The organism is Acinetobacter sp. 'aerobic (ED)' (assembly GCF_904886855.1).
GTDB lineage: Bacteria > Pseudomonadota > Gammaproteobacteria > Pseudomonadales > Moraxellaceae > Acinetobacter > Acinetobacter courvalinii.
In genome coordinates, this window is the sequence record NZ_CAJHGI010000003.1 from 492,874 (window position 1) to 518,587 (window position 25,714).

Genomic DNA, 25,714 nt, shown 5'->3' on the forward strand with positions numbered 1-25,714 from the left:
TTATCAGCGGTTCAAAGAACAAGGAACATTCATGAGTACACGTCCTTCAAAAATTGTGTGTGTCGGCCGAAATTATGCAGAACATGCCAAAGAGTTAGGCAACCCTATTCCTGATCGTGCGATCTTATTCATCAAGCCACCGAGCAGTTTGAGTCCTTTATCTGAGGGAATCAGCTGGAATCAGGCTTTAGGGGAGTGTCATTATGAATGTGAAATCTGTTTAAAAATCACCCATCCTCTCTCTCAAGAAACGGATCCAGCCAAAGCTTTGGAAGCCGTTGGTGCAGTGACCTTGGGGCTGGACTTAACCTTGCGTGATTTGCAAGGGAATTTAAAAGCCAAAGGCGAGCCTTGGGAACGTGCCAAAGCCTTTGACGGAGCCTGTCTTCTGGCGGACTGGATCGAAGCGGATGAAATTGGCGACTTGCAGGAGCTGGAACTCATTTTCACCATTAATGGGGTTGAGCGTCAGCATGGATTTAGCAAAGACATGATTCGGGATATTGGTGCGTTACTGGTTGAGATCAATCAATGTTTTAGCCTGGAAGCAGGTGATGTCATTATGACCGGTACACCAGCAGGTGTCGGCGCTTTACGTGCCAATGATCAGTTGACCATGAAACTGATTACCCAGTCTGGTGAATATGACTGGGATAGCTTTGTGAAAGCACAATAAAAACAGCAAGATAAAGAAGCGCTGCTCGATAAATAGCAGCGCTTTTTTATTGAAAGACCTGATCATTTATGCACTATCCAAGCAAAGCTTAACTGCCTTGATAGAGCTTGCGGAACTGGTCAGGGGTGAAATGCATCCAGCGTTTAAACATATAAATAAAAGCGGATGAGCTGGCATAACCCAAATCCAGCGCAATACTTTCAATGGTCTTACCCTGATTGAGCATCGACATGGCTTTCATGACTTTTAAGCGCTGCCGCCATTCATGCAATGACATGCCCAATTCTTTTTGACTATAGCGGGCCAGCGTGCGTTCGGTCATGTTGATCATGTGGGCAAGCTGTTCAAGGGTGCTGTTGTCTGCAGGAAACTCATGTAAATGGCTCAGAACCTTAGCCAGTGCCGGATGTTGCGTGGTGGGCAAATAGCTGCCGACCAGTTCAGCATGGGTCAGTGCGTCCAGTAAAACCTGAAGTAGGCGGATATATTCAGGATCGTGTTCTGAAAATGCTGTGTGACGAAGATGTTCCAGTAGCGCGGAAACCAGCGGTGCGGACAGTAAAATCCCGGCCTGTTGTGGCATCCGTTGACATAATGATTCATGAATATAAAGCGTACAATAGGTCACATCATTCCGGTTAATCCCGCTATGTTGCAGATGCGGCGGCAACCAGATGCCATAAGGCGGCGGGGTAAGGTAATTGATCTGCTCAATATTGACTTCAAGCACCCCGTCAAAGGCATAAATAAACTCCCCCCAAGCATGCGCATGTTTAGGATAAAAAGTCTCTGCAGGCGCATCCCGAACCCGTAACCATAAAGGTGCAGGAATATCATTGTAGGTTGGAATGGCCTGAAAATCCTGAATCCGTTGTGCTGACTTTTTCATAAGATGAGAATTGCCCGAAAACACGCATGTCTTGTCAGATTTTCACTATATCATGAAAATCTGACAGCCTTATATTGGTGCTCAAATAATAGAATCGGGAGCGTGCGATGGATGAGCGCAAAGCATTAGATGCAACTGCATCGGGCCTGATGGTCGTACTGTGTATGATCTGGGGCTTACAACAAGTCATTTTAAAAATGGCAGCTCCCGATATTTCGCCCTTAATGCAGATTGCATTGCGGTCAGGTTTGGCTGCAATTTTGTTATTACCGTTGCTGTATCTGGATAAAGCCAGTCAGTTATTCAATCGCCAGAATCTCAAGGCAGGGGCACTGGTCGCTTTTTTATTTTCTTTGGAGTTCTTTCTACTGGCGCAGGCCTTGCAATGGACGTCTGCATCTCATGCGGTGGTGCTGTTGTATACCGCTCCCATTTTTGTGGCTTTGGGGCTGCACTGGAAGCTGCCTTCCGAGCGTTTAAGTGTGCTGCAGTGGAGTGGTATTGCCATTGCTTTTTTAGGCATTGTGGTCACTTTTATGAGGGCAAATCCAGGTGCCAACCAGCTAGAACAGCAGATGTTATGGGGGGACTTACTGGCTTTGGCAGGGGGGATTGCCTGGGCGGCAACCACGGTGACAGTTCGTTTATCTTCGCTGGCTCAGGCCGCCGTTACCCAAACTCTGTTTTATCAACTGGCAGGCAGTTTTGTATTGCTGTTCGGTTTGGCATTTTTTCTCGGACAAGCCACCATTCATTTTACCCCGTTGGTGATCGGCAGTCTGACCTTTCATACCCTGATTGTGTCCTTTGCCAGTTTCCTGGCCTGGTTCTGGTTATTACGCAATTATCTGGCCTCGCGACTGGGCGTATTTTCATTCCTTACGCCGTTATTTGGAATAGCTTTTGGCGTCTGCTTGCTGGGCGAAAAAATTGAACTGAATTTTGTGATGGGCTCAGCCTTGGTATTACTTGGCATTGTGGTGGTTAGTCTGCAAGGCTGGATCAGAAATTAAAAAAGGCCTCGATTGAGGCCTTTTGACTATTTCTGTTCAAAGATGGTGGACAGCGGAATGGATAGCTTGGCAGCTAAATAATCATTACTTTCAATCAGGGACGGGCCGAGCCGTTCCATCCATTCATCGTCCTGATGAATATTTTCAACATCGGGACGTAACGGTAATGGATAAGGCAGGGCGGTAAAGAAACTCCAGAAATCGACTTGCGCCAGATTCCGCACCAGTACATATTCATCTTTATCCGTGCGCATAATCAGGTTCTGCTGTTCCAGTTGCAGGATATAAGCCGGTAGTCGACCTAATTCGCCACGACCGATAATATTCAATAGCTCTTTCTCACTGACACTTTGTCCAATCTGCTGCTTCTTGTAAAACAGTTCCAGAATGTCGAGTAACATCAGGATTGGATGGCGTTTCTGTTCTTTGCCAGAGTGAAAGGCGGTGAGGGCATAGCTGATTTCAACCCCCAATAAAATGATATTCCAAGACAGGTAAATCCAGAGCAGGAAGATCGGCACAGCGGCAAATGCGCCATAAACGATTTCATAGCTGGTGAAGTTGCTCATCACCCAGCCGAAAAAACGTTTTAGAATTTCAAATACGGTCGCACTAAAACAGGCAGCAATAAAGGCTGAAAAAACCGGGACAATACGGTTCGGGATGGTCCAGTATAAAATGAAGAAGCCAACAACGGTCAGTAAAAACGAGATTAGCCAGAGCAGGAAGGCACCATCCAGCTGATAGCCTGCAAAATTATTGCTGAGAATACTCATCGAAGCGACAGTTGAAGACAATACAAAAGCACTGCCCAACACAATTGGGCCCAGTGAAATAATGGTCCAGTAACGCATAAAACCGACCAGACCCGTGCGAGTTTCCTTAACACGCCAGATGCGGTTAAACACATTCTCAATCGAAGTCAGCATCAGCACGGTGGTCACAAACAGGAACAGCACACCAATCACGGTAAGATTGCTGGATTTCTCGGTAAAGGCATTCAAGGCCTTGTCAAAGGCGATGGTACTTTTGGGTAAAAAGTTACTGTAAATCAGTTGTTGTAACTGTTGCCGCGCAGGCTCTAAGGCTTTAATCGAGGAGATAATCACCAGAAAAACAGTCAACATCGGAACGACTGCAAACAGGGTAGTATAGGTCAGTCCTCCTGCCTGTTCCCGACAGCGATCCGCTTCAAAACGTCGTAACACAAACACAATAAATTGAAACCATGTTTTTTCTAAAAAAGGCAGTTTTTTTAGATAACGGTCTAAGATCATGGGTTCTATCCTAATTATTTTTAATAAGATCCTGCAAAAGCACAGGACTTGTAACAGCCTAAAATGTATAAAATGTCGTATAGTGTCCTTTTTAACAAAATTCTTGAAAGTGATGCAACCTTACGTTCTTGTTCTTTATTACAGTAAATATGGTTCCACTAAGCAAATGGCGCATCTGATTGCCGATGGCATTGAAGCTACAGGTGTAACAGCGCGCATTCGAACCGTGCCGAATTTAGCCACCGTCGTCACTGAAGCGGCGCCCAGTATTCCAGCAGAAGGCGACCTTTATTGCACTTTGGACGATCTCAGCCATTGCTCCGGTTTGGCCTTGGGTTCGCCAACGCGTTTTGGCAATATGGCCAGTGAGATGAAGTACTTTTGGGATCAAACCACCAGTTTATGGCTGAATGGCGCTTTGCATGATAAACCCGCCTGTGTCTTCACCTCTTCAGGCTCCATGCATGGCGGGCAGGAAAGTACGTTATTGACCATGCTGCCGCCATTATTCCATCACGGTATGATGATTTTGGGCTTGCCCAATTCGATTCCAGCCCTGTCGAATACCAAAACCGGTGGAACACCGTATGGCGCCAGCCATGTCAGTGGGCCTCGCCATGATCAAAGCCTGAGCCAGGATGAAAAGGTTCTGTGTGAAGCACAAGGCAAGCGTTTGGGCGAAGTCGTTAAGGCGTTGGCTGGAAAATTTTAAGTCTGGGACAGGCGGTATTGTTGTCCGACTCGAACCAATTGCCAGAAGTGTAGAGGATCGGTTGGATAGGCAATCATGCTCTGATGTTCACTGAGCAGCGATATTTTATCGAGATTGCCTTGTGCTGAGAGCAACATGGCATAGACATAATCAAGCAGATCGATAGCACTGAAAACCTGTTTATAGGCATCTTGCAGTTCAGCATTTTGATTGGCAAAACACACCCGATGTGGCTCATCTTCATTAAGGAAGGAAAGGCCAAGTGTCTTTTCTATTGCTGTCACAAGCTCCCGATTTAATTGTAAAGGGGAGAGCGATAGAACGAGTTGGTGGCTTTTAAAGCCTGCACGGTGATCTGGCATCGCTTTGACCTGTTGCGATAGGGATAGCTTCTAAAATCACTATACGCTTTTTATGGATAATGAATACAGCGCAAAAAAATGGGAGCTTTTGCTCCCATCATTTTATTTCTTTAACTGCCAGTCATAGATGTTTCGACGATAGGCGTACCAGATCATCCACAGACCAATAATAATCATTGGGAAACTGAGGATCTGGCCTTTGGTCATCCAGCCAAACAGGATAAAGCCCTGGTCTGCATCGGGTTGACGGAAGAATTCCATAAAGAAGCGGGCAACACCATATCCGGTCAGGAACAGCGCAGAAACCGCCATACGTGGACGTGGCTTGGAACTAAACCACCACAGTACGATAAACAGGATCAAACCTTCACATAGCGCTTGGTAGATTTGTGAAGGATGACGGACCAGACCTAATGGATCGGTCGGAAAAATCATCCCGAACGGATAGTTCGGATCTTGCACTTGACGGCCGTAAAGTTCCCCGCCAATAAAGTTACCAAAACGCCCGAACATAAGACCTGTTGGTACACATGGTGCAATAAAATCCAGGGTTTGAAACCAGGTTTTCTGGTACTTTTTGCACCAGAACAACATGGCAATCATGACACCCAGGAAACCGCCGTGGAAGCTCATGCCGCCGGTCCAGACCTGAAATAACCACAGTGGATTTTCCAGAAACTTACCGAATTCGTAAAACAGCACATAGCCGACACGTCCACCCAGCACAACACCCAGCGCACCGTAAAACACCAGATCTGAAACCATATCGGCAGTCCAGCCATCACGTTGTTTAGCGCGGTACGATGCTAAACCCCAGGCACATAGAAAAGCCAACAGATACATGAGTCCATACCAGTGCACCTTGACTGGTCCTAAGCTCAGCGCAACTGGATCAATATTTGGATAGGTCAGCATTGCTGTTCCTCAATGTAGAATTTGAAATTAAGTTTTGATCAGATTGTAGCGGAATGATGTGAAAAATGTTGTACATTCAATGTGTAAAGATGTGAGAACCAAATCAATGTGTATTGTCGCTTTCGCATGGCATGTACTGGATGAGATGCCATTATGTCTACTTTCAAATCGTGATGAATTTTATCATCGTCCTAGTGCCGCTTTACATCAGTGGACCGCGAGTCCGATTGTGGCCGGACAGGACTTGCAGTCAGGCGGGACCTGGATGGGCGTGACTGCATCGGGACGATGGGCCATCCTCACCAATTTTCGTAATGGCCGGGATCAGCAATCCTACACCACTTCACGTGGCCATCTGATCCAGTCTTTTCTGGAAAGTGAGCTGGCACCGATTCGTTTTGCCCAGCAACTAGAACAGCGACAGCAGGATTATGCAGGCTTTAATCTGTTTGTTGGCGATCGGGAGCAGGCCGTTTACATGAGTAACCGGGGGGAAGCGCCTCAGGTACTGGCGAATGGGGTATATGTGGTATCGAATGGCTTAATGTCCGAAGATTGGCAAAAGACCCGACATTTACGCAAACGCTTTACCCAGGAGTTTTTACCGATGCTGCAACAAACACAAATATCTGAGGCTGAGCTCAGACATGCGGCCTGGGATATTCTGGAGGATGAGCGCAAGGTCATTGCAGACCTGTTACCTGACACCGGCATCAGCACTGAAATGGAAGCCTTATTGTCTTCGACCTTTATCCAGAGTCCGGTCTACGGCACACGCTGCTCAAACTTTTTAAGACTCAACTCAACACAATGGCAATGGCTAGAAAAATCCCAGCAAGGGCAACAGCAGGGACAGATTGTTGCGTTAGAGCTCGAGTTGCACCCATAAAAAATGCCGACATGAAGTCGGCATTTTCTTTTTACAATGAAAGCTTGGATTTAAGCTTTTTTCTCAATTGATGGTGCAACTGGGTCAGCAGTGATGTAGCCGACGCTGGCACTATAACCACCATTGTAGTTGGCTAAAACGGTTGCTTTCAAGTCAGCAGGCAGTTTTGAGCTATCACCAGCATGCTGGAAATTGCTCATGATATAGGTCCAGCCATTGACTGAATCAACCGCATGTAAACCGGTTGATTCTGCACCTGCCGGTGTTGACAGAATTCGGTCTAAAGACTTGGTATCCACGTTATATGCCCACAGGAAGTTATTGGTATGGTTACCGCTATCTTCACCGATGAACAGGGTACGTAAGGTTTCAGAGAATTTTAGGTTATCTGGACTGGCGATATTGTCTGGATCAGCCGTATTGCCCAGACTATCCACTGGAATATCCTTGCCCATCAAGACCATATGACTTTGATAAGGTGTCCATTCACTATTGATGACACCATTTAAGTGATCGATCTGGCTGCCTTTAAGGTCATGTGCAAGTACACCACCGGCTTTCAGGGTGTTTTTGAATTTCACATTATGTTCAGCCACCCAGCCTGATTTACCTTCAATCATGGAGTCCTGAATATTGGCCAGCGCAGAATAAGCCACTTTATCCTTGATATTGACCGTGGTGCCTTCCATCTTGGTGAAAGCCATACTGCCGCCTTTGAGCGCCGCATAACGGTGAGTTTCAAGGAAAGCTGCCGCCAGTTCGATTTCGGCTTTGCTGAAACCGTTATTGGCTTCTTTTAACTTGACCCACAGGGTTTTCTTATCCAGTACAATCTGGGTATAGCCGGTCAAATCTGCTGGAGCAGTGCTTAAGCTCTCCATAATGTTTTCGGCTTTAATGCCACGAACATTGACCAGATCTTCAATGGTTTTACTGTTGGTATGGCCCAGTTTGATCCACTTAATCGGTGCAGTAGAGGTTTCATTCAATTCAGCTGTGTATTTCGCAACGTATAGGCTGCCTGCAGAAAGATCTTTCTCTTTATCTGCAACAAACATAAAGAAACCGCCGTTGGTATAGTCATCGCCCATGATCACGGTGCGGTTATCTGGCATCACCTGAATCAGTTCGTGTGAAATACGGCCTAGGCAATAATGTTTAACCGCAGTACCACGACCTTTACCATCCAGAATGATTTCCGGTAAATGGCCGTAGTTATAGACATTCGCCGTATTTTCATTGCCATACAGATTTTTACTATAGGCTTTCAAGGTTGCGAGGCTGCTACCGATCTGATCAAAAGCATCCGGTTCATATTCTTCACTAGAAAGATGGGTATTCCAAGGGGAGAGGCTCGCACCACAGGTAATCCATAGACCATGCACTTTGGACATATCGACATTGAAGTATTTTTTCAATGCCAGATGACCTGTTTTCTGATCCTGATCTAAAGTCAGTACCGCAATTGGAGAAGGTAATTGCCCATACATACTTTGTTGAGCCAGGTTTTGTGTGGTGTATTCGAATTGCACCACATGGAAGACTGGATTGTTGACGCCCGGTACTTGTGCATCTTGCAGATGAATCATTGACGAACCATCTGGACAGTCAGAGAAGAATTGACGTTCCTGACCTGCAACCGAAGTATCCCGGATCGGTTTATTGTTGATGTCGTAATAGCTACCGGCAATAATTTTTCCACCATCGATATTGTCCACTTGCATACCTGTGCGGAAAAATTCCTGATAACCCAGTTTATATTCGGTAGTGGTGTTGTCTTCCCAGGTCACGGTCAGGCTAGACTTGACTGAAGTGGTGGCCATTTCTGCTGTGGTTGAGGGTGCTGCCATAGGTGTAAATTTGGCATTTTTGAATTTAACCAGTTTCGCCGGTGGTGTAACAACATTGTTATCGTTGTCATCATTACAACCCGTTAAAGCTGCTGCTGTCCCCATTGCCCCCAATGGTAAAAATGGAACGCCAGCGAACCATTTTAAAATATCACGACGACTTGGCTGAGTGGTATTGGCTGTCATAATAATTCCGTATCTATAATATAGGGTAAATAAATCCTGATTGATTCTATGAAGTGGAGATGACAGTTTTTTGACAGTTTGAAGGCAGTTTCAAGACAATTTAATTTTTATAAATAGCTAAAAAATATAAATTTAAAATAGAAAATCCCTGAAGCATGCTCAGGGATCTGATTCGGTTCATTTAAGCGGATGCTTTACGTTTTTCGAGTATTTTTCCAAACAATAAACCCAGTTCGAATAACATCCACATCGGTACTGCCAGCATAATCATCGACAAGGCATCAGGTGGGGTTACAAACATGGCAACAAAGAAACAGCCGACCACAATGAAACGGCGTTTCTCAATCAGGCTCTGGGTACTCACCACACCAATTAAAATCAGAACCAGCGTAATGATGGGAATTTCGAAGGTAAAACCAAACACCAGAAACAGTTTTAAACAGAAACTTAAATAACTGTTGATATCGGTCATTGGAGCAACGGTTTCAGGTGAAACACTGATAAAGAAATGTAAAATTGCCGGCAAGGTAATAAAATAGGCAAAGGCCACACCCAGATAAAACAGTACGATACTGCCCAATAGCAGCGGAATAGCCAGATGGCGTTCCTTTTCATACAGGGCCGGTTTGATAAATGACCAAATCTGGTAAATGATATACGGCATGGCCAGCATGAATGCTACAAACAGATTCAGCTTGAATGGCGCCATGAATGTTGCCGTGACATCAGTCGCAATCATGGTTGAGCTGGCAGGTAGCTGTTGTCTTAACGGTTCTGAAAGCCATTGATAGGTCGTGTTTCTAAACGGTAATAAACAGAAGAACAGCAGAATCGTCACCCCGACAATCTTGAACAGATATTGACGGAGTACAATCAAATGCTGCATCACTGGCATTTGTTGCAGGGTTTCTTCAGGATTTACTGAGGTCGAAGGTAACTGGCTCATACGGCAATCTTTAATTCTGTATCAAACGGTTGAGTCGACAGACTCGGCTCAGGTTTGAAAGGTAATTGCTTGTGATATTCAAGACTGAACGGCAGGATCGCTTGCTGTGGACTCAGCGTATAGATGATGGGAGCTTTAGTCTCAGCTTGGACTTGTTCAGTCTCGGAAGGCGTTTGTGTATTTTTAAGCGCATCTAGCTGTTGTTGCATCCTGCGTTCAAGTTCTGTGATTTTATCAATTTCTTTTTGCATTTCTTCGCGGAACTCGGAAAGGCGAAGTTCGCGGTCAATTTCATTCTGAATATTGTTGATAAACTTTTTAATTTTTCCATACCATTTGGCTACGAACCGGGCAGCTTCTGGTAATTTATCAGGACCGAGCACCAGCAATGCAATCACTGCAAAGCAAAAGATTTCGGTCATTCCCAAATTCAGCATAGTCGTGCTCGCTTAACTTTTTACTGAGCTTTCAGTATTTTTAACTTGAGCATCAATAGTGCGAGGTTCATTTAAAGAGGCCGCCGTTTCGTCTTCTTTCATGGATTTCTTGAAGTCTTTCACTGCGCCACCGACATCTTTACCCAGATTTTTAAGCTTTGATGTACCGAAAAGTAAAATCACCACGATTGCAAAAATCAGTACATGCCAAATTGATAAACCCGCCATCATTCTATTCCTATAAAACTTTGGATATATCTCAACAGTTTGGCATGACAAAGATGTGACATTTATATTGCAGTTTTAAGACAGTGCATTTATCCCATGCTAAATAGTGCTAGCATAAGCAGCCTATCAAGACATGATAAAAAAATAGATCGACATGACCTTCATTCTTCCAGTAAGTGCCTTTATATTCGGGCTATTGCTTGCTCAGTTCAGAGTCGCAGAACAGGCGAAGAAAGTCCTATCTTCCTTATTGGCACGGCTTTTTATCCCGGCGGTGATCATCTACAACATGGTGTTTTATCAGGCAGGCAGCTTGGCCTTGATGGGATTTAGTTTTATTACATCGATTATTTTATTTTATGGCTTTTTCCTTCTTTCGACGGATCGCTTACAGGCGCTCTGTGTGAGTTATAGCAACATCGGCTGGTTGGGTTTTCCATTTGCTATCGCCTTATTTGGAGAGCAGGTCAGCGCAGCCATGATTGCGTTATATATTGGTGGTTCACTGTTTGGCAATATCTGGGCGGTGGCTGCGGTTTCAGACGGGCCGACGGATTACCTTGCAACATTGCAAAAAGTACTGAAATCACCCCCTGTATTGGCCTTGTTCGCAGCCTTGGTTTTATGGCTGTTGGGAGGGCATGATTTGCAAGGCAATGCGCTGGTAGAAGGGGCGTATGAGATTGCCAAGTTTGGGATGAGCTTTGCCGGCATGTGCATTCTGGGAATGTGGCTGAGACATACTCGTGTACATGTGGCTGATTTGCTGCTGAGCACTCGAACCCTAATGTTCAAGCTACTCTGTGGCGTCATCATATGTACCATGACTTATTATTTTATCGCCATGCCGCAGATTGAATTTTTGATTCCAGTTCTGTTTTTCTTATTCTGTCTACCGCCCGCCGCCAATATTGTGGCATTGGAGACGCATTACCAAGGGACAGGCGTTTCAGCTCGCTATATTGCTGCAGGAACCATCGTCAGTTCTATTGTGATTGTGAACTATGGTCTATTGCTACATATAAAAAGCGCCCTCATTTAGGAGAGCACTTGCGTGTTTTAAACCAGACTGGCTTTAAATAGCTGCATGGCTTGGCCACGGTGGCTGATCTTGTTTTTCTCAGCTTTGCTGAGTTCGGCACTCGACACATTGAGTTCAGGTAGCCAAAATAAAGGGTCATAACCAAAACCGTTTTCACCACGCGCTGCTGTTAAAATCTTACCTTTCCAGATACCTTGGAAAATTTGTGGTAGCGGGTCTTCTGCATGCGTGACCAGTGCGAGTACACACACAAACATCCCTTCAATCACTTCACCGTCTTTACGAAAAGGTGCAAGATCGGCCAGCAACTTTTGATTATTGGCAGCATCGTTACCATGTTCGCCTGCATAGCGCGCCGAGTAGATGCCAGGTGCACCGCCTAAAACCGGAACGCATAGCCCAGAGTCATCTGCAAGTGCAGGTTTACCTGAAAGCTTAGACGCATGACGTGCCTTGATAATGGCATTTTCAACAAAGCTGAGACCATCTTCAATGGCATCTTCAATATCGAGTTTGCCTTGAGGAATGATTTCAACAGGAAGATTCAGTTGTTGAAAGAGGTGTTCAAATTCGACAACTTTGCCTTTGTTATTACTTGCAAGCACAAGGCTGCCTTGGTTGAGCCAGGATTGGGTAGACATATGAATTTTTAGATTAGCTTAGATTAAGTGGAATTTTAGGGGGTTTTTATGCAATAGGATAGTGCTGAATTATCACATTCTGAAAGCAAGAGTAATTGCTCCTTTTCCCTCATATCTTTAACTTTGTGTAGATAAGAAATCTTTTAAATCGGTTATGAACTCTTTAAATACAGCATCTGGTTCAGAAGGCGTATATCCTTCAAAACTTAAGTAGAACTGGTCATCATAATAATTTAATAACTCAAAAAGATCCTCATTCTCTACAGCCTTAGATAAAGCCAAAAGCTTCTGAAGAAAAGGAAATAGAAGCTCTTGGCTTTTGACTAGCTCTAAATGTTTTTCAATATAATCTTTTAAGAGTTTATTGACTGATACCTTTGTTAAATCTGTATTAAATAGACTTCGGGATAATTGATTAAAATAGGTTGTAATTTGTTCTGGTGTTGATAGAAAGCATATTTCTAAAGCTAAATCATTCGATGAATCTTTTTCTAATGTCTCAATTGCCCACCTTTGGATTTCTTCCGCAGTGATTATTTCCAATTCTAGTTTTGCTTTGAATATTGCCTTTTCTATCTCGCTCATTTAATAAATTTAATTAAGGATGAATGTTACCAATATAATAAAAAACCGACTCTTACAAGTCGGTTTTTATATCATTCAATAAATCTAAACAAGATTATTGCGCTTGAATCCATTTATCAGCACGGTCACGTGCAGTACGAATCTGGTCTTGGGTCAAGTTTGCAGCCAACGCCGTTTTCTTACCTTCAGAAAGTTTGATCACTTTGGTATCGAGCATGCCATCACGGGTTGAAAGCTCATACCACTGATAAGCACCCATATAATTTTTCTTTTGCTCTTCCATCATGGCAAGATTAAAGCTGGCACGGTTATCGCCATTGCTGGCTGCTTTCTCGAAATATTTACGAGCCAAAGCTTCGTCTTTCTTGGTGCCAATACCATCGGCATACATACGGCCCACATTCAATTGTGCTGCAGATAAACCTTGATCCGCAGCAGCCTTGAATAAGGTAAATGCCTGTTTCTCATCTTTAGCCACGTCTTTACCATACTGGTAACGGGTCGCTAAATAAAATTGTGCCCCCGCCTGACCAGATTTGGCTGCGCTTTGTAATCCACCGATGTCCATCACTGAATAACGCGCTGCCTGTGTTGCGACCGATTGTGGTTGGGCAACATAGTCAGCGTGCGCTTGTATACTGATCAGACCAAATAAAAATGTGCTGATTAATGTCTTTTTCATAGAGCGCTCACTCGATAAATTGCGACTTCACCAAATAGGTTCGGCATATGCTTGCTGAGCATACTACCTTGTTGGTCACCATTAACGGCAAGTCGATTAATAATTTTAATCCGGTTCTCGGCACATAAGGCTTCAAAGTCACGGAAAGTACATAAATGAATATTCGGGGTGTTATACCACATATAAGGTAAAGCTTCCGAAACAGGCATTTTCCCTTTTAATGCAAGAAAAGAACGTGTCTTCCAATGCGCAAAGTTTGGAAAAGTAATAATCGCCTGTTTGCCGACACGCACCATATCACGGAGTAATACATCAGGTGCATCTACAGCTTGCAAAGCTTGTGCCATCACCACAGAGTCAAAAGACTGGTCGGCAAAGCGGCTTAAACCGAGGTTCAAGTCCTGTTGGATAATATTTAACCCCCGACTGATGGCAATTGCAATCTTTTCTTGATCAATTTCTAGCCCATAGGCACGAATATTATGCTGTTTGCTCATGTGAGCCAGCAATTCACCATCACCACAGCCTAAGTCTAACACGCTAGAGTTCGGGTTAATCCATTTTTCGGCAAGTTGTTGATCTATACGCATCAGTGCTGCTCCTGTCGTGTCGATTGCAACTGTTGTTCTCCACCTAAAAATGCCCGTAGTGTTTTTACATAGAGGGGAATAGGGAACAAGAATGAGTCGTGACCTTGCTCAGCATCAATATCCAGATAGCTGACAGGCTTATGATTATCAATCAAGGCATCTACCAGTTCCTGTGAACGGCTAGGACTAAAACGCCAGTCCGTGGTAAATGAAATCACCAGAAACTGGCATTTCGGCTTACTCATGGCCTTTGTTAAAGAGTGCTCATATTCACGGGAAGGGTCAAAATAATCCAGTGCCTTGGTCATAATCAAGTAAGTATTTGCATCGAAATTGCGACTAAATTGTTCACCTTGGTAACGCAAATAGCTTTCAACCTGAAATTCGACATCGAAACCATACATAAATTTGCCTGACTTGAGGTCACGGCCAAATTTCTGCTTCATGGCTTCTTCAGATAAGTAGGTGATATGCCCGACCATACGTGCCAGAATCAGGCCGCGTTTCGGATAGCTGTCATTTTCCAGATAGCGGCCATGATGGAAGTCTGGATCAGAGAGAATTGATTGGCGTGCCACCTCGTTAAAGGCAATATTTTGAGCTGATAATTTTGGTGCGCTGGCTATCACGGCACATTTTTTTAGGCGATCAGGGTAATCTAATGACCATTGCAAGGCTTGCATACCGCCTAAAGAGCCACCAATAATGGAATACCAAACCTCAACACCGAGTCGGTCAGATAGCATGGCTTGGGTTTTGACCCAGTCGCGCACGGTAACCAGTGGAAAGTCTGGACCATAAGGACGATTTTCATTTTCTGGATTCGGTGAGGTTGGTCCTGTAGAGCCACTACAGCCCCCGATATTATTTAATGAAACAACAAAGAAATGGTCGGTATCAATTGCTTTTCCAGGGCCAATACAGCTATCCCACCAGCCTGCTTTTTTATCATCTTCATGATGGTAGCCTGCGGCATGGTGATGTCCTGAAAGTGCATGACAAATCAGAATGGCATTGGATTTATCTGCATTGAGTGTTCCATAGGTTTCAACCATTAAATCAAAACGTGGTAATACTCGACCACATTCAAGTTCTAGCGGTTGTTCAAATTGAAACTTTTGTGGTGTGACTAAACCCACTGAATCCGATGGAAAAGACACTGGAATGATTCGCCCTATAATAAATCATTAATAATAAAAGGATACCAATTCAGGTATCCTTTCAAAAGTCATTTTTTCTGATATTACAACTCAGCTTTACTGACGATTATGTGATATTTCACCGATCTACACGGCTGCGGCAGCCACTTGGTCGGTGGTCAACACACCTTGCTCAATCAAACGGTTTGTACATGCAATAATGGCTTCAATTGATGAGGTCACGATGTTGTCATGTACGCCAGCACCGAATGCACTCTTACCTGTACCTTTCACCTGAAGTTCAATCAAGGCAAGGGCTTTGGCATTGGCACCTGAACTGATGCTGCGTTCTTCGTAGTTCACCACGTCAATCGGTAACTGTAAAGCATTTAACATAGCTGAAATCGGACCATTGCCTTCACCGCGTAGACGTTGAATTTCGCCGTCGATTTCAACGTCTAATTCAATGATTTGTGTACCATTAATATCTGATAATTGATAATGCTTAGTGTGATAATGACTGTTTTTTACATCAACATAGGTTTTTTCAAATAAAGACCAGATTTCATGGGCGCTGATTTCAGTGCCATTTTCATCGGTATGTTGCTGTACGATCTGGCTAAATTCGATTTGTACACGACGTGGCAAGGCAACGTTGTAATTCGATTCTAATAAGTAAGCAATACCACCTTTACCTGATTGGCTATTGACACGGATCACTGCATCATAGTCACGACCCAAGTCTTTCGGATCGATTGGTAAATATGGCATATCCCAGATTTCTTCGTTTTTCTGGAACTCGAAACCTTTCTTAATCGCATCCTGATGTGAACCCGAGAATGCGGTAAAGACTAAATCACCGGCATATGGATGGCGAGGATGCACAGGTAAGCCCGTACATTCTTCAACCGTCGCAATCACTTCATTGATATTGGAGAAATCCAAGTTAGGTGCAACACCCTGGGTATACATGTTCAAGGCAATTGCTGCAACGTCAACGTTACCGGTACGTTCACCATTCCCAAACACACAGCCTTCAACCCGGTCAGCACCTGCCATAATTGCCAATTCAGAGGCGGCGATACCACAACCGCGGTCATTGTGACAGTGTACCGAGATAATCACGCCATCACGACGTGCCAAGTTGCGGTGCATCCATTCGATTTGATCGGCATAGACATTCGGCGTCGACACTTCCACGGTTGCAGGCAAGTTCAAGATGACTTTGTTGGTCGGTGAAGCTTCCCAAATTTCAGTCACCGCATCACAGACATCTTTGGCGACTTCTAATTCGGTTGCGGTGAAACATTCGGGACTGTACTGGAAAATCCATTCTGTTGCTGGGTACTGTGCCGCATATTCCTTAACTTTGCTTGCCGCATTCATGGCAAGTTGTTTTGAGCCATTGGCATCGACATTCAAGACTTTCTTGCGGAAAGTCGGCGAGTTTGAGTTATAGATATGCACGATGGCGCGTTTTGCATCAACTAAAGCTTCGAAGGTACGTTCAATCAAGTGATCACGTGCTTGCACCAATACTTCGATATAGACATCATCCGGAATCAAATTTTCTTCAATTAACTTACGGGTGAAGTCGAAGTCGATTTGTGATGCAGAGGGGAAGCCGATTTCAATATGTTTAAAGCCAATCTTGACCAACATATGGAACATTTTTAATTTTTGTTCCATGTTCATCGGCTCAAAAATTGCCTGATTACCGTCACGAAGGTCGGTACTCATCCAGATCGGTGCCTGATTGATTTCATTATTTGGCCACTGGCGATCGGGTAAATCGACGCGCTGGTACATACGGCGGTATTTCTTGCTTGGGTCAGCCAACATCATGAGATAACTCCTTGTCGTAGCATGGTTGCTGAGTCAAATAAAAGGCAACGTGCTACAAATATATATGGTGTCTATAAGAATTAATTTAAAGCAAATCTGGGGGGCGAGTGCCTAAAAAGGTAGGCTAAAAATTTATACGCGCGCGAGGCGCAGCATCAGGAGAAGAACAGCAAGATGTGTTGTATGAGACGGGGGGGTAAAGCCGCGATTTGTTTTCATCATCTACCATTCGTATGGGTTATTTAATTTTGCAGTTATATTAATCATCTAACTGGGTTCAGTCTAGGCGAAAATACAGACGGCTGCAAAGGTCTATAAAACATTTTAAAGACAATGAATGGAAAATATTTCCCTGTTTTTTGCACTATTTTAATTTTAATGGGGAAAATTTCCCGTAATTTTATGAATGAGAGATAAAAAAATTAATTTTATCTCTAAGCTTTGAAAATTATGTGAATTAGAGTTCAGACCACATCCGGATCAGATTATGGTAAATATTGGTGAGTTTCATCACTTCTGGATAAGCATCGCCATGAGTTTTGCGCAGTTCACGGATACTTTCATCTAAAGAGAAGAGCAGGTGTCGCTTGCTATCTTCCCGAATCAGGCTTTGTACCCAGAAGAATGATGCGAAACGGGTGCCAGAGCCAATACTACTGACTTCATGCAAACTGGTTGATGGATAAAGCACCACATCACCGGCAGGAAGTTTGATCTCATGGTAACCATAGGTATCCTCAACCACCAGTTCGCCGCCTTCGTATTCTTCCGGTTCGCTTAAGAACAGGGTGCAGGATAAATCGGTGCGGATTTGCTCGGATGTACCACGAATCAGGCGAATCGAGTTGTCGACATGGAAGCCAAAGCTTTCAGATTCATCATAACGATTGAACAGGGGCGGAATAATTTTATGCGGTAATGCCGCAGCCTGAAACAGTGGATGTTGCCAGATCGCTTTGATCACAATATCACTAAGCGCATGGGTCAGGGGATCTTGTTCTGAAAGCTGCTGATTTTGTTTCACTGAAGCAGAGAGGGTCCCCGCAGTCACTTTTCCACCCACCCAATTTGCATCTGCCATTAACTGGCGGAATTCTGCAACTTGTTGTTTGCTTAATACATTGGGAATATGATGGATCACGCTGAACACCTTTTGAATATTTATTGCATTTGTAAAAATAGCCTCATGACGAGGCTATTTTATATGAACTCAGTTGAATGCCATAAAGTTATTATGGCGCTGTTACTTAGTATTTAAAATTAACAGCAAGTACCGCGTTACGACCATTACCTTCAAATGCATAATGTGCAGCATGTGCGCTGGTAAAGTAACGTTTATCGCCAATGTTATTCACGTTAAGTTGTAAATTCACATTTTTGTTTACATCGTATTTTGCCATTGCATTGTAGATGGTATAAGTTGGCAAGAATTTCGGTGCTGTTGTGTTTACAAACACTTGATCACGATATTCTGCGCCCGCACCTAGTGTTAAGTTCGGTAATACTTTATATGTTGACCATAAAGTAGCACTGTTTTTCGCAACGAATGGAAGTGGTTTACCTTCTTGCGCGACTGCGTTATAAGCTGCCTTAGTAATTTCGCTGTCCAGATAGCTATAACCTGCAGCAATATCCCATTTATTGGTAATTTTGCCGTTTAAGCTCACTTCAAATCCATCTACTTTACTTTCACCCGCATTGGTGGTTGTGGTTGGATCAATTTGAATACGGGTATTTTGCTTTTCAGTACGGAAAATAGCTGCGGTTAAATTGGCACGTTCATTAAACAGGTCCCATTTGGTTCCGATTTCAAAAGTCCGTGCTTCTTCAGGCTTCAGGTTATTCACAATATCTGTCGTACCGAGCGCATTATCGCTGTTATCACCTTCAGCTAAAACACCGACTGGATTTGCAGAAGTCGCAAAACTTGCATAGATACTGCCTGCTTCAGTTGGCTTAAACACTAAACCGGCCTGATAAGTAAAGAAATCAGCATCACTTTCGTATTTAGTGCCTTTAGCTGTGGCAACTTTGGAGTAGTCATAAGCGCCTTTATCTGTCGCATAGACATCTTTATTATATTTCTTCTCGGTATCAAATTTGTCCCAACGAACACCTAAGTTAAGTAACCATTGTGGGTTAAACTCAATACTGTCAAGGGCATAAACAGAGGCAGTACGGCTACGTGTTGTTGATTGACTTTTGATACTGCCTACACTGTCAGTAAAGCGACCATTGCCTGGATTATTTAAACCAGTACACCAGCCATTTGACGTAGCGGAAGCTGTGTCACAACCACTGACATTCGAAGCCAGAATAGTTGAAGTTGTTTGGCCAGCCGCATTGGTAAAGGTATGCATGCCCTGATCGGTATTTTGATAGCTCCACTCAGTACCTACATTAAATGAATGTTTAAATGCCCCAGTGTTGAACTTGCCTCTTAAAGAAAGCTGATCGCTATACGCATCGGTATCCAGAATACGGCTTAAAGCACGGCGAGCAACTGTACCGCGGTAAATATTGCCATTTGAGTCATCTGCATTGGTATAGACATAGTCCGACTTTGATTTGTTATAAGTCATCACATTTGACAAGGTCAGATCTTCATTGAAATCGTGTTCCAACTTGAAGGTACCAATGTGATTTTCACGTTTGTCAAAATCACGATCTTTCCAGCCATAGTAGGTGCCGGCTTTGACGCTTACTGGGCGACCATCACCTGGATTAAGCGTTACACCCGCAGGAGCGCGTGTTGGATTATTAAATGGAATACCGGCATCTGGTTCGTCATTACTACGTAAATAGTAATAGCTGAATGTACCGCGTGTTGCTGTGTCTAAGCCAAAAGCAAGGCTTGATGCGAGACCTGCACGAGCAAATTCTGCACCATTGTGTTGACCTGGTTTTTCATTTTCATGACCCATCACCACAACACGACCTGCGATACCATTGCCGAAATCTTTATTGGCATCCAGCTGGATATGGCGATAGTTGTCGGTACCCCCTTGAATGCTGCCCTGATATACATCACCCTGATGGGCCACTTTCGGGACAAGATTAATGCTACCACCCACACTGCCACCTCCACCGAGGGCAGAAGAAGAACCTTTAATGACTTCAACCTGTTCAATCGCAAACATGTCGCGGCTTTGTGAGGTAGTGTTCCGTACACCATCTACATAAATCGATGATTGTCCACTATAACCACGAATATAGGGCATATCTGTAAATGGTGTACCACCTTCACCCGCACCTAAAGTAATCCCTGGCTCATAACGAAGTGCTTCGAGTAAGGTATTCGAGTTGGTATCTTTAATTAGTTTTTGAGAAAGGATAGAGACTGATTTCGGAGTGTCTTTAAGGGGTGCAACAAATTTTGCATTTGCAGAGTTATCAACCTTGAGGCTCTGTTCTTGTTCTGCATGCGCATGAATGGTTGGGAGTTGAACGGGTTGTTCTTGTGCAATCGCAGGTACTGCAATGACCGAAAGTGATGATGCAATTGCAGAAGAAACGAGTTTCTTCCGTGATTTGATAAACGACATGAGACACGCCTAAACAGTATAAAAATTCATGCAAAGAATAATCATTCTTATTTCTATATGCATTTGTTTGGAATTGATTTTTCCAATTCCCTCAGCTTTTAATTATGGAAATATGAATGAAGTTTTGTTCTTAAATGTAGTTAATTTGTTGATTTTTTTCTTTAATCTGGAAAAACGATTGTGCATTAAGAGTTAATTTTTTATTTAGATTTAATTATTTTTTCATTCGAATAAAGTGAATTCTGTTTTTTCTATAGACACTCAATATGAAAGCTTTTGAATATCAGCTTGTTATTTTTAATGGAAAAGAGAAGATGATCTGAACCTTGGGTTCTAAACAAGATGCTCAAGGTTTAAAAGTAAAGACAATAGAAATTTTAAAGTTTAATTTAAACTCTGAGTATAAAAAATTGTCAAAGCGATGACTTTAAACAGCATGCTATGAGCGGGAGACAAATGTAAAAAAAACCTGCATGAGCAGGTTTTTTATATAATGATGTATAGATTACTTAGAAATCGTAGGATACAGATAACCAGTAGTTACGGCCTGCAAGATAAGTACCAGACATGCCTGAACTAATTTGCATATAGTCGTAATAAGAAGCCGGATTACCATTAGCATCAATATATGAACCATTGCTGCTAAAGTCTTTGTCGAGCAGGTTGTTCACTGAACCATTGAAACGCAATTGATCATTTACACGATAACTTGCACCTAAATTAAATAAGTTATAACCCTTTAATTTATTGTTAGTTGCATTATAAATAATAGCGGCATCACCTGCGGTTTGTTCTGTATTGTAGCGCTTACGGTCTGATTTATATTCATGTTGTAACCATACATCAAATGCATCATTGATGTGCCAGGTTGAGGTCATATTAAATGCATTTTTAGGGACATTACTTAGATAAGAACCTTTGTTCTTACCTTTGGTAATTTCTGATTCCATATAGGTGTATGCAGCTTTAATGTCCCATTCAGGAATAATGCTATATTTCAAGCTGAGTTCAACACCTTTGGTTTCAGCTTCATCTGCATTGATTTTTTGTGAAAAAGTATCTTGAGTGATATGTGATCCATAGCTCACACAACCGGGTTGATTTGGATTTTTTTCAGAGAAACAGTTCAGTAATTCAGGTCCATCAGTAATCAGGTTCTTAATCTTATTAAAGAATGCTGTTGTCGTCAGGTCTAAATTGCCGTTGTTGTAGTTGAAGCCAAGTTCATAGTTGGTTGATTCTTCTGGTTTTAAGTTAGGAGAGCCAATGTTAAATGAGGTTCCTTGCCCACTAATACTTACAATGCCATTGTGAAGGTCTTTTGCAGATGGTGCTTTATAACCTGTGCTGACACCACCTTTAATTGTAAGTTCGTCATTTGCATTCCAGACGAGGTAGGCGCGCGGGCTAAATTGGCCTCCAAAGCCCGAATGGTCTTCATAACGACCACCAAGCGTAAAGCCGAGGTTGTCGAGAATGCGCCATTCATCTTCTGCATAGATAGAGAAAGAGTCTTTTTTGAATGTTGCACCAAGACCAGCAATATCATCTGCAATTTTTGCTTCTTTATATTCAGCACCGACAGTAAGTTTGTGATCTGCAATTGGCATAACCACATGTGTGTCGGCAACAAAATCCGTATTTTTTAAGGTACGGTCCTGACCTGCTGCTGCATTCCCAGGGAATGTATTTCTTGGAATGGTACGGCCAATTGTTTCTGTTTTAGTCTGGCTGACATAAGAGTTCCATTGACCAAAACTATAGTCACCATGATGACCTGCAGCAATCTGGTCCCGTTTGAATTCCAGCTCGTCTTTATAGCCATTAGCTCGTGCCGGTGTATCCAGTGTACCTAAACGGTTATCATCATTTTTATAAGTTTGACTTGAGTGAAAACCATCTACCCAGAAGCTATTCTGATCATCCAATTTAAAGGATAATTTTCCACCGATATCATAAATATCTGCTTCACTTGGACGTGGATCACGACCTGAAGTGCCTGGAACACGTTCTGACTTTTGGCGATCTAAATAAGAACCACGTAACTGGAGGCCCAGCTTGTCCTGAATAATTGGACCATTCACCACTACGCTAGTTTTCCATGAGTCGGCTTCGCCGCCATGTTCCATCACATTGCCACTCACTGTGACATTGCCATTCCATTGATCACTAATTTTCTTGGTAATAATATTAATGACACCACCCATCGCCTCGGAACCATAGCGCGTTGCCATTGGTCCACGAATGACTTCAATCCGTTCAATTGAAGCGAGTGGGGGTAAAAAGCCATTTGCTGATTCTCCAAAACCGTTTGGTGTTACATCCGATGAAGTGGTTTGGCGGCGACCATCAATCAGAATCAGACTGTATTCATTGCCTAGGCCACGCATTTTAATATTTAAGCCAGAGGTTTTTCCAATCCCATCACGGATGTCGATACCAGGGACATCTGAAAGTAGATCTGCAATGCTGGTCGCATTTTTCTTTTCAATATCGTCTTTAGTGACAACGCTAATCGAGGCCGGTGCATTTTTAATATCTTGTTCGAAACCAGAAGCCGAAACCACAATGGTAGCAAGCTGGTGTGTATTGGTGCTTTCAGGTGTTGTTGTGTTGTCTGCAAAAGCCGAAGTGGTCATTACCCCAAGTAATGCAAAAGAAAGTGGGGATAAATTAAATTTACTCATAACTAGAGTTCCAAAGCTGGACGAGAAAAAATAGAAAAGTGCTCAAAATCAGTGCGAATTATAGTGATAATATTTATCATTAACAACAAAAAGTAACATTCAATTTAAGTTTCATTTAAGAAAACTGTGATTTCAGTTGAAATTGGAAATATATTTGCTTTTTTAGCATCCGATTTTGTATATCCTGAAAGTTGTCATATAATGTGGCACTTTAAAAATGTTACTACTAACTATATATCGAGGAAGCCATGCAAGTAACGACTGAAGCGGTTTCGGGCGTTGCCCGTCGTTTAAATGTTTCTGTACCGACGAGCCGTGTTAACGAGCAGTTTGAAGCTCGCTTAAAACGCACTGCCAAAACTGTGAAGATCAACGGCTTCCGTCCAGGTAAAGTGCCTTTAAATGTTGTTCGCCGTGAATATGGTGCGGGCATTTATCAAGAAGTTGTGAATGACGTCATTCGTGACAGCGTATTCGAAGCAATTCAACAAGAAAAAATCAATGCAGTGGGTATGCCAAACATTGAGAAAGTTGAAAACAAAGATGATGCTTTAGTTTTTGAAGCAACTGTTGAAGTTTATCCAGAAGTAGAAGTGAAAACTTTTGCTGACTTGGAAGTTGAACGTAAATCATCAGAAATCAACGATAAAGACGTTGACGTGATGATCGAAAACTTGCAAAAACAACGTCAAACTTGGGCTGTAACCAAAGGTATGGCGAAGAAAGACATGCAAGTGACTTTCGACTTCGAAGGTACTGTTGATGGTGAGAAGTTTGAAGGTGGCGCTGCTGAAGACTTTAAACTTGTACTTGGCTCAGGTCGTATGATCCCAGGTTTTGAAGACGGTATCGTTGGTATGAAAGCTGGCGAAGAGAAAGTTATCGATGTAACTTTCCCAGAAGACTACCAAGCTGAAAACTTGGCGGGTAAAGCGGCTCAATTCAAAATCACTGTGAAGCAAGTTGAAAAACCTAAACTTCCAGAAATCGATGCTGAATTCTTGAAAATCTTTGGTTTAACTGAAGAAGAAGGCTTAGACAAGTTAAAAGCTGACGTTCGTAAGAATATGGAACGTGAAGTTCGCAATGGTCTTCGTAACCAAGTTAAACAAGCTGCATTTGATGCGCTTGTTGCTGCAAACGAAATCGAAGTTCCAGCATCTATGGTTGCTCAAGAAATTGACCGTCAACGTCAACAAATGATCCAGCAATTCACGCAACAGTTTGGTGCTCAAGGTGCAGGCGCATTTGACAGCAGCATGCTTCCGGATGAATTGTTCAAAGAGCAAGCTGAAAAATCAGTGAAGCTTGGCGTATTGGTAAGCAAGGTATTGGCTGATGCTAAACTTGAAGTTGACCAATCACGTGTTGATGCTTACATCGATGACATGGCTTCTTCTTATGAAGATCCAACTGAAGTGGTTGAATATTTCAAAAATGACAAACAACAACGCGCTCAAATCGAAGCTGTTGTGTTAGAAGATCAAGTGGTTGATCACATCTTAGCTGCTGCTAAAGTAAAAGATGTTGCGATTAGCTACGAAGACTTATTGAAAGAACAACAAGCTCGTCGTGGCTAATCTTTCAAAAGTTGTTTAAAGAAAAAAGGCGCTTAATGCGCCTTTTTTCTTTAGCATTGAGCTGTATGGATAAGGTAGAACGTTAAAAAATGAATTGAGCAGTTACGGCTCTTATCTCGTTCTATTCTCTCGTATGCAAAATGCTGGGGAGCAGGGCTTGCAGAATCCGAAAATTTCTATCCTGGAAAGTATTGCTGCAAGTGCTTAAAACCCTATGTTATGAAAGTGTTAATTTCTCGAAAAATTACCAGATTTTAGTCTAAATAATCGAATATTTCAGATTGAACCTTTTGCAATTTCATCGATTATCCCTCATATTGTTGGCATAGATCGGGTCACAATAATTTAGGAATAAGTAAACATATGTATGTTCCAACAATTGAAAATGCTTTAGTTCCTGTTGTCGTTGAACAATCCTCTCGTGGTGAGCGTTCATTCGATATTTTTTCACGTCTATTACGTGAGCGTGTTATTTTCTTAACGGGTGAAGTTGAAGATAACATGGCGAACTTAATCGTTGCGCAGATGTTATTTCTTGAAGCAGAAAATCCAGAAAAAGACATCCACCTTTATATCAATTCACCAGGTGGTTCAGTCACTGCGGGTATGGCGATTTATGACACCATGCAGTTTATTAAACCTGATGTTGTCACTTACTGCATGGGGCAAGCTGCATCAATGGGTGCATTCTTGTTAAATGCGGGCGCCAAAGGGAAACGTTACTGTCTGGAAAATGCACGTGTCATGATTCATCAGCCACTCGGTGGTTTCCGTGGTCAGGCCTCTGATATCGAAATTCATGCGCGTGAAATTCTGTTTATCAAAGAGCGTTTAAACCGCTTGATGGCCGAACATAGCGGCCAGGATTATGAAACGGTTGCGCGTGACACAGATCGTGACAATTTCATGACTGCACAAGCAGCCAAAGAATATGGTTTAGTAGATGAAGTGCTAAGCAAACGTCCCTGATTTAGGACCTAAGTTTAAGATTTAAGTTG

24 protein-coding genes are annotated in these 25,714 nt (G+C 43.0%); 7 read left to right on the forward strand and 17 right to left on the reverse strand.

Going from position 1 to position 25,714, the window contains the following annotated elements; translation table 11 throughout:
- The first annotated feature begins 31 nt into the window (after window positions 1–31).
- Window positions 32–676 (forward strand): fumarylacetoacetate hydrolase family protein, encoded by a 645-nt coding sequence (locus tag JO943_RS08500; RefSeq protein WP_202740501.1) that lies wholly within the window; start codon window positions 32–34, stop codon window positions 674–676.
- 88 nt (window positions 677–764) lie between these two features.
- On the opposite strand, the gene JO943_RS08505 is transcribed toward JO943_RS08500, so the two are convergent.
- Complete coding sequence (locus JO943_RS08505) at window positions 765–1,565, reverse strand: AraC family transcriptional regulator (protein WP_032868687.1); 801 nt, start codon at window positions 1,563–1,565, stop codon at window positions 765–767.
- A 107-nt stretch (window positions 1,566–1,672) separates the two neighbouring features.
- Here JO943_RS08505 and JO943_RS08510 point away from each other — a divergent pair, with 107 nt between their 5' ends.
- Window positions 1,673–2,578, forward strand: coding sequence for a DMT family transporter (locus JO943_RS08510; RefSeq protein ID WP_202740502.1), 906 nt, complete (start codon window positions 1,673–1,675; stop codon window positions 2,576–2,578).
- Window positions 2,579–2,604: 26 nt separating this feature from the next.
- On the opposite strand, the gene JO943_RS08515 is transcribed toward JO943_RS08510, so the two are convergent.
- Entirely contained in the window at window positions 2,605–3,855 is a 1,251-nt protein-coding gene (locus JO943_RS08515) for a YihY family inner membrane protein (protein WP_005227359.1), read from the reverse strand.
- 112 nt (window positions 3,856–3,967) lie between these two features.
- On the opposite strand from JO943_RS08515, the gene wrbA reads away from it, so the two are divergent.
- Window positions 3,968–4,567 (forward strand): NAD(P)H:quinone oxidoreductase, encoded by a 600-nt coding sequence (gene wrbA / locus JO943_RS08520; RefSeq protein ID WP_202740503.1) that lies wholly within the window; start codon window positions 3,968–3,970, stop codon window positions 4,565–4,567.
- On the opposite strand, the gene JO943_RS08525 is transcribed toward wrbA, so the two are convergent.
- Window positions 4,564–4,929, reverse strand: coding sequence for a hypothetical protein (locus JO943_RS08525; protein ID WP_202740504.1), 366 nt, complete (start codon window positions 4,927–4,929; stop codon window positions 4,564–4,566). The genes wrbA and JO943_RS08525 overlap by 4 nt on opposite strands.
- A 102-nt stretch (window positions 4,930–5,031) precedes the next feature.
- Entirely contained in the window at window positions 5,032–5,844 is an 813-nt protein-coding gene (gene lgt, locus JO943_RS08530; protein WP_005227354.1) for a prolipoprotein diacylglyceryl transferase, read from the reverse strand.
- Between the two features lie 106 nt (window positions 5,845–5,950).
- On the opposite strand from lgt, the gene JO943_RS08535 reads away from it, so the two are divergent.
- The gene (locus JO943_RS08535) at window positions 5,951–6,733 is read left to right on the forward strand and encodes an NRDE family protein (RefSeq protein WP_202740539.1); all 783 of its coding nucleotides are present in this window, start codon (window positions 5,951–5,953) and stop codon (window positions 6,731–6,733) included.
- A 50-nt stretch (window positions 6,734–6,783) separates the two neighbouring features.
- On the opposite strand, the gene JO943_RS08540 is transcribed toward JO943_RS08535, so the two are convergent.
- The 4 genes from JO943_RS08540 to tatA all read right to left on the reverse strand — a co-directional run bounded on the left by JO943_RS08540 (window position 6,784) and on the right by tatA (window position 10,380).
- Window positions 6,784–8,769 (reverse strand): PhoX family protein, encoded by a 1,986-nt coding sequence (locus JO943_RS08540; protein WP_202740505.1) that lies wholly within the window; start codon window positions 8,767–8,769, stop codon window positions 6,784–6,786.
- A gap of 181 nt (window positions 8,770–8,950) precedes the next feature.
- On the reverse strand, window positions 8,951–9,715 hold the full coding sequence (gene tatC / locus JO943_RS08545) for a twin-arginine translocase subunit TatC (protein ID WP_005283090.1): 765 nt from the start codon (window positions 9,713–9,715) through the stop codon (window positions 8,951–8,953).
- Entirely contained in the window at window positions 9,712–10,152 is a 441-nt protein-coding gene (tatB, locus tag JO943_RS08550; protein WP_202740506.1) for a Sec-independent protein translocase protein TatB, read from the reverse strand. The genes tatC and tatB overlap by 4 nt, the downstream gene beginning before the upstream one ends.
- 12 nt (window positions 10,153–10,164) lie before the next feature.
- Window positions 10,165–10,380 (reverse strand): Sec-independent protein translocase subunit TatA, encoded by a 216-nt coding sequence (gene tatA / locus JO943_RS08555; protein ID WP_032876465.1) that lies wholly within the window; start codon window positions 10,378–10,380, stop codon window positions 10,165–10,167.
- A 154-nt stretch (window positions 10,381–10,534) separates the two neighbouring features.
- On the opposite strand from tatA, the gene JO943_RS08560 reads away from it, so the two are divergent.
- Window positions 10,535–11,422: a permease gene (locus tag JO943_RS08560; protein ID WP_202740507.1), complete on the forward strand. Its 888-nt coding sequence runs from the start codon at window positions 10,535–10,537 to the stop codon at window positions 11,420–11,422.
- A gap of 17 nt (window positions 11,423–11,439) precedes the next feature.
- On the opposite strand, the gene rdgB is transcribed toward JO943_RS08560, so the two are convergent.
- The 9 genes from rdgB to JO943_RS08605 all read right to left on the reverse strand — a co-directional run bounded on the left by rdgB (window position 11,440) and on the right by JO943_RS08605 (window position 23,136).
- Window positions 11,440–12,063, reverse strand: a complete 624-nt coding sequence (rdgB, locus tag JO943_RS08565; RefSeq protein ID WP_202740508.1) for an RdgB/HAM1 family non-canonical purine NTP pyrophosphatase — start codon at window positions 12,061–12,063, stop codon at window positions 11,440–11,442.
- A 117-nt stretch (window positions 12,064–12,180) separates the two neighbouring features.
- Complete coding sequence (locus tag JO943_RS08570) at window positions 12,181–12,648, reverse strand: hypothetical protein (protein ID WP_202740509.1); 468 nt, start codon at window positions 12,646–12,648, stop codon at window positions 12,181–12,183.
- A gap of 94 nt (window positions 12,649–12,742) precedes the next feature.
- Window positions 12,743–13,330: a tetratricopeptide repeat protein gene (locus JO943_RS08575; protein WP_005227336.1), complete on the reverse strand. Its 588-nt coding sequence runs from the start codon at window positions 13,328–13,330 to the stop codon at window positions 12,743–12,745.
- Window positions 13,327–13,920, reverse strand: a complete 594-nt coding sequence (gene metW, locus JO943_RS08580) for a methionine biosynthesis protein MetW (RefSeq protein ID WP_004775800.1) — start codon at window positions 13,918–13,920, stop codon at window positions 13,327–13,329. Before metW ends, JO943_RS08575 begins: the two co-directional genes overlap by 4 nt.
- Window positions 13,920–15,080, reverse strand: a complete 1,161-nt coding sequence (metX, locus tag JO943_RS08585) for a homoserine O-succinyltransferase MetX (RefSeq protein WP_032881307.1) — start codon at window positions 15,078–15,080, stop codon at window positions 13,920–13,922. Before metX ends, metW begins: the two co-directional genes overlap by 1 nt.
- A 126-nt stretch (window positions 15,081–15,206) precedes the next feature.
- Window positions 15,207–16,904, reverse strand: a complete 1,698-nt coding sequence (gene leuA, locus JO943_RS08590) for a 2-isopropylmalate synthase (RefSeq protein ID WP_202740510.1) — start codon at window positions 16,902–16,904, stop codon at window positions 15,207–15,209.
- Between the two features lie 457 nt (window positions 16,905–17,361).
- Window positions 17,362–18,045 (reverse strand): Fe2+-dependent dioxygenase, encoded by a 684-nt coding sequence (locus tag JO943_RS08595; protein WP_202740511.1) that lies wholly within the window; start codon window positions 18,043–18,045, stop codon window positions 17,362–17,364.
- 106 nt (window positions 18,046–18,151) lie between these two features.
- On the reverse strand, window positions 18,152–20,449 hold the full coding sequence (locus JO943_RS08600) for a TonB-dependent receptor (RefSeq protein WP_202740512.1): 2,298 nt from the start codon (window positions 20,447–20,449) through the stop codon (window positions 18,152–18,154).
- A gap of 509 nt (window positions 20,450–20,958) precedes the next feature.
- Entirely contained in the window at window positions 20,959–23,136 is a 2,178-nt protein-coding gene (locus JO943_RS08605; protein WP_032876484.1) for a TonB-dependent receptor domain-containing protein, read from the reverse strand.
- A 248-nt stretch (window positions 23,137–23,384) separates the two neighbouring features.
- On the opposite strand from JO943_RS08605, the gene tig reads away from it, so the two are divergent.
- Together tig and clpP are read left to right on the forward strand one after the other, a co-directional pair.
- Entirely contained in the window at window positions 23,385–24,716 is a 1,332-nt protein-coding gene (tig, locus tag JO943_RS08610) for a trigger factor (RefSeq protein ID WP_005227325.1), read from the forward strand.
- A gap of 363 nt (window positions 24,717–25,079) precedes the next feature.
- Window positions 25,080–25,685 (forward strand): ATP-dependent Clp endopeptidase proteolytic subunit ClpP, encoded by a 606-nt coding sequence (gene clpP / locus JO943_RS08615; RefSeq protein ID WP_004775790.1) that lies wholly within the window; start codon window positions 25,080–25,082, stop codon window positions 25,683–25,685.
- The last annotated feature ends 29 nt before the right edge of the window (window positions 25,686–25,714 follow it).

Excerpts from the sequence above, each read along its gene's own strand:
- JO943_RS08500 (WP_202740501.1), top strand. The coding sequence starts at position 32 with ATGAGTACACGTCCTTCAAAAATTGTGTGTGTCGGCCGAAATTATGCA.
- JO943_RS08505 (WP_032868687.1), bottom strand. The coding sequence starts at position 1,565 with ATGAAAAAGTCAGCACAACGGATTCAGGATTTTCAGGCCATTCCAACC.
- JO943_RS08510 (WP_202740502.1), top strand. The coding sequence starts at position 1,673 with ATGGATGAGCGCAAAGCATTAGATGCAACTGCATCGGGCCTGATGGTC.
- JO943_RS08515 (WP_005227359.1), bottom strand. The coding sequence starts at position 3,855 with ATGATCTTAGACCGTTATCTAAAAAAACTGCCTTTTTTAGAAAAAACA.
- wrbA (WP_202740503.1), top strand. The coding sequence starts at position 3,968 with ATGCAACCTTACGTTCTTGTTCTTTATTACAGTAAATATGGTTCCACT.
- JO943_RS08525 (WP_202740504.1), bottom strand. The coding sequence starts at position 4,929 with ATGCCAGATCACCGTGCAGGCTTTAAAAGCCACCAACTCGTTCTATCG.
- lgt (WP_005227354.1), bottom strand. The coding sequence starts at position 5,844 with ATGCTGACCTATCCAAATATTGATCCAGTTGCGCTGAGCTTAGGACCA.
- JO943_RS08535 (WP_202740539.1), top strand. The coding sequence starts at position 5,951 with ATGTGTATTGTCGCTTTCGCATGGCATGTACTGGATGAGATGCCATTA.
- JO943_RS08540 (WP_202740505.1), bottom strand. The coding sequence starts at position 8,769 with ATGACAGCCAATACCACTCAGCCAAGTCGTCGTGATATTTTAAAATGG.
- tatC (WP_005283090.1), bottom strand. The coding sequence starts at position 9,715 with ATGAGCCAGTTACCTTCGACCTCAGTAAATCCTGAAGAAACCCTGCAA.
- tatB (WP_202740506.1), bottom strand. The coding sequence starts at position 10,152 with ATGCTGAATTTGGGAATGACCGAAATCTTTTGCTTTGCAGTGATTGCA.
- tatA (WP_032876465.1), bottom strand. The coding sequence starts at position 10,380 with ATGGCGGGTTTATCAATTTGGCATGTACTGATTTTTGCAATCGTGGTG.
- JO943_RS08560 (WP_202740507.1), top strand. The coding sequence starts at position 10,535 with ATGACCTTCATTCTTCCAGTAAGTGCCTTTATATTCGGGCTATTGCTT.
- rdgB (WP_202740508.1), bottom strand. The coding sequence starts at position 12,063 with ATGTCTACCCAATCCTGGCTCAACCAAGGCAGCCTTGTGCTTGCAAGT.
- JO943_RS08570 (WP_202740509.1), bottom strand. The coding sequence starts at position 12,648 with ATGAGCGAGATAGAAAAGGCAATATTCAAAGCAAAACTAGAATTGGAA.
- JO943_RS08575 (WP_005227336.1), bottom strand. The coding sequence starts at position 13,330 with ATGAAAAAGACATTAATCAGCACATTTTTATTTGGTCTGATCAGTATA.
- metW (WP_004775800.1), bottom strand. The coding sequence starts at position 13,920 with ATGCGTATAGATCAACAACTTGCCGAAAAATGGATTAACCCGAACTCT.
- leuA (WP_202740510.1), bottom strand. The coding sequence starts at position 16,904 with ATGATGTTGGCTGACCCAAGCAAGAAATACCGCCGTATGTACCAGCGC.
- JO943_RS08600 (WP_202740512.1), bottom strand. The coding sequence starts at position 20,449 with ATGTCGTTTATCAAATCACGGAAGAAACTCGTTTCTTCTGCAATTGCA.
- JO943_RS08605 (WP_032876484.1), bottom strand. The coding sequence starts at position 23,136 with ATGAGTAAATTTAATTTATCCCCACTTTCTTTTGCATTACTTGGGGTA.
- tig (WP_005227325.1), top strand. The coding sequence starts at position 23,385 with ATGCAAGTAACGACTGAAGCGGTTTCGGGCGTTGCCCGTCGTTTAAAT.
- clpP (WP_004775790.1), top strand. The coding sequence starts at position 25,080 with ATGTATGTTCCAACAATTGAAAATGCTTTAGTTCCTGTTGTCGTTGAA.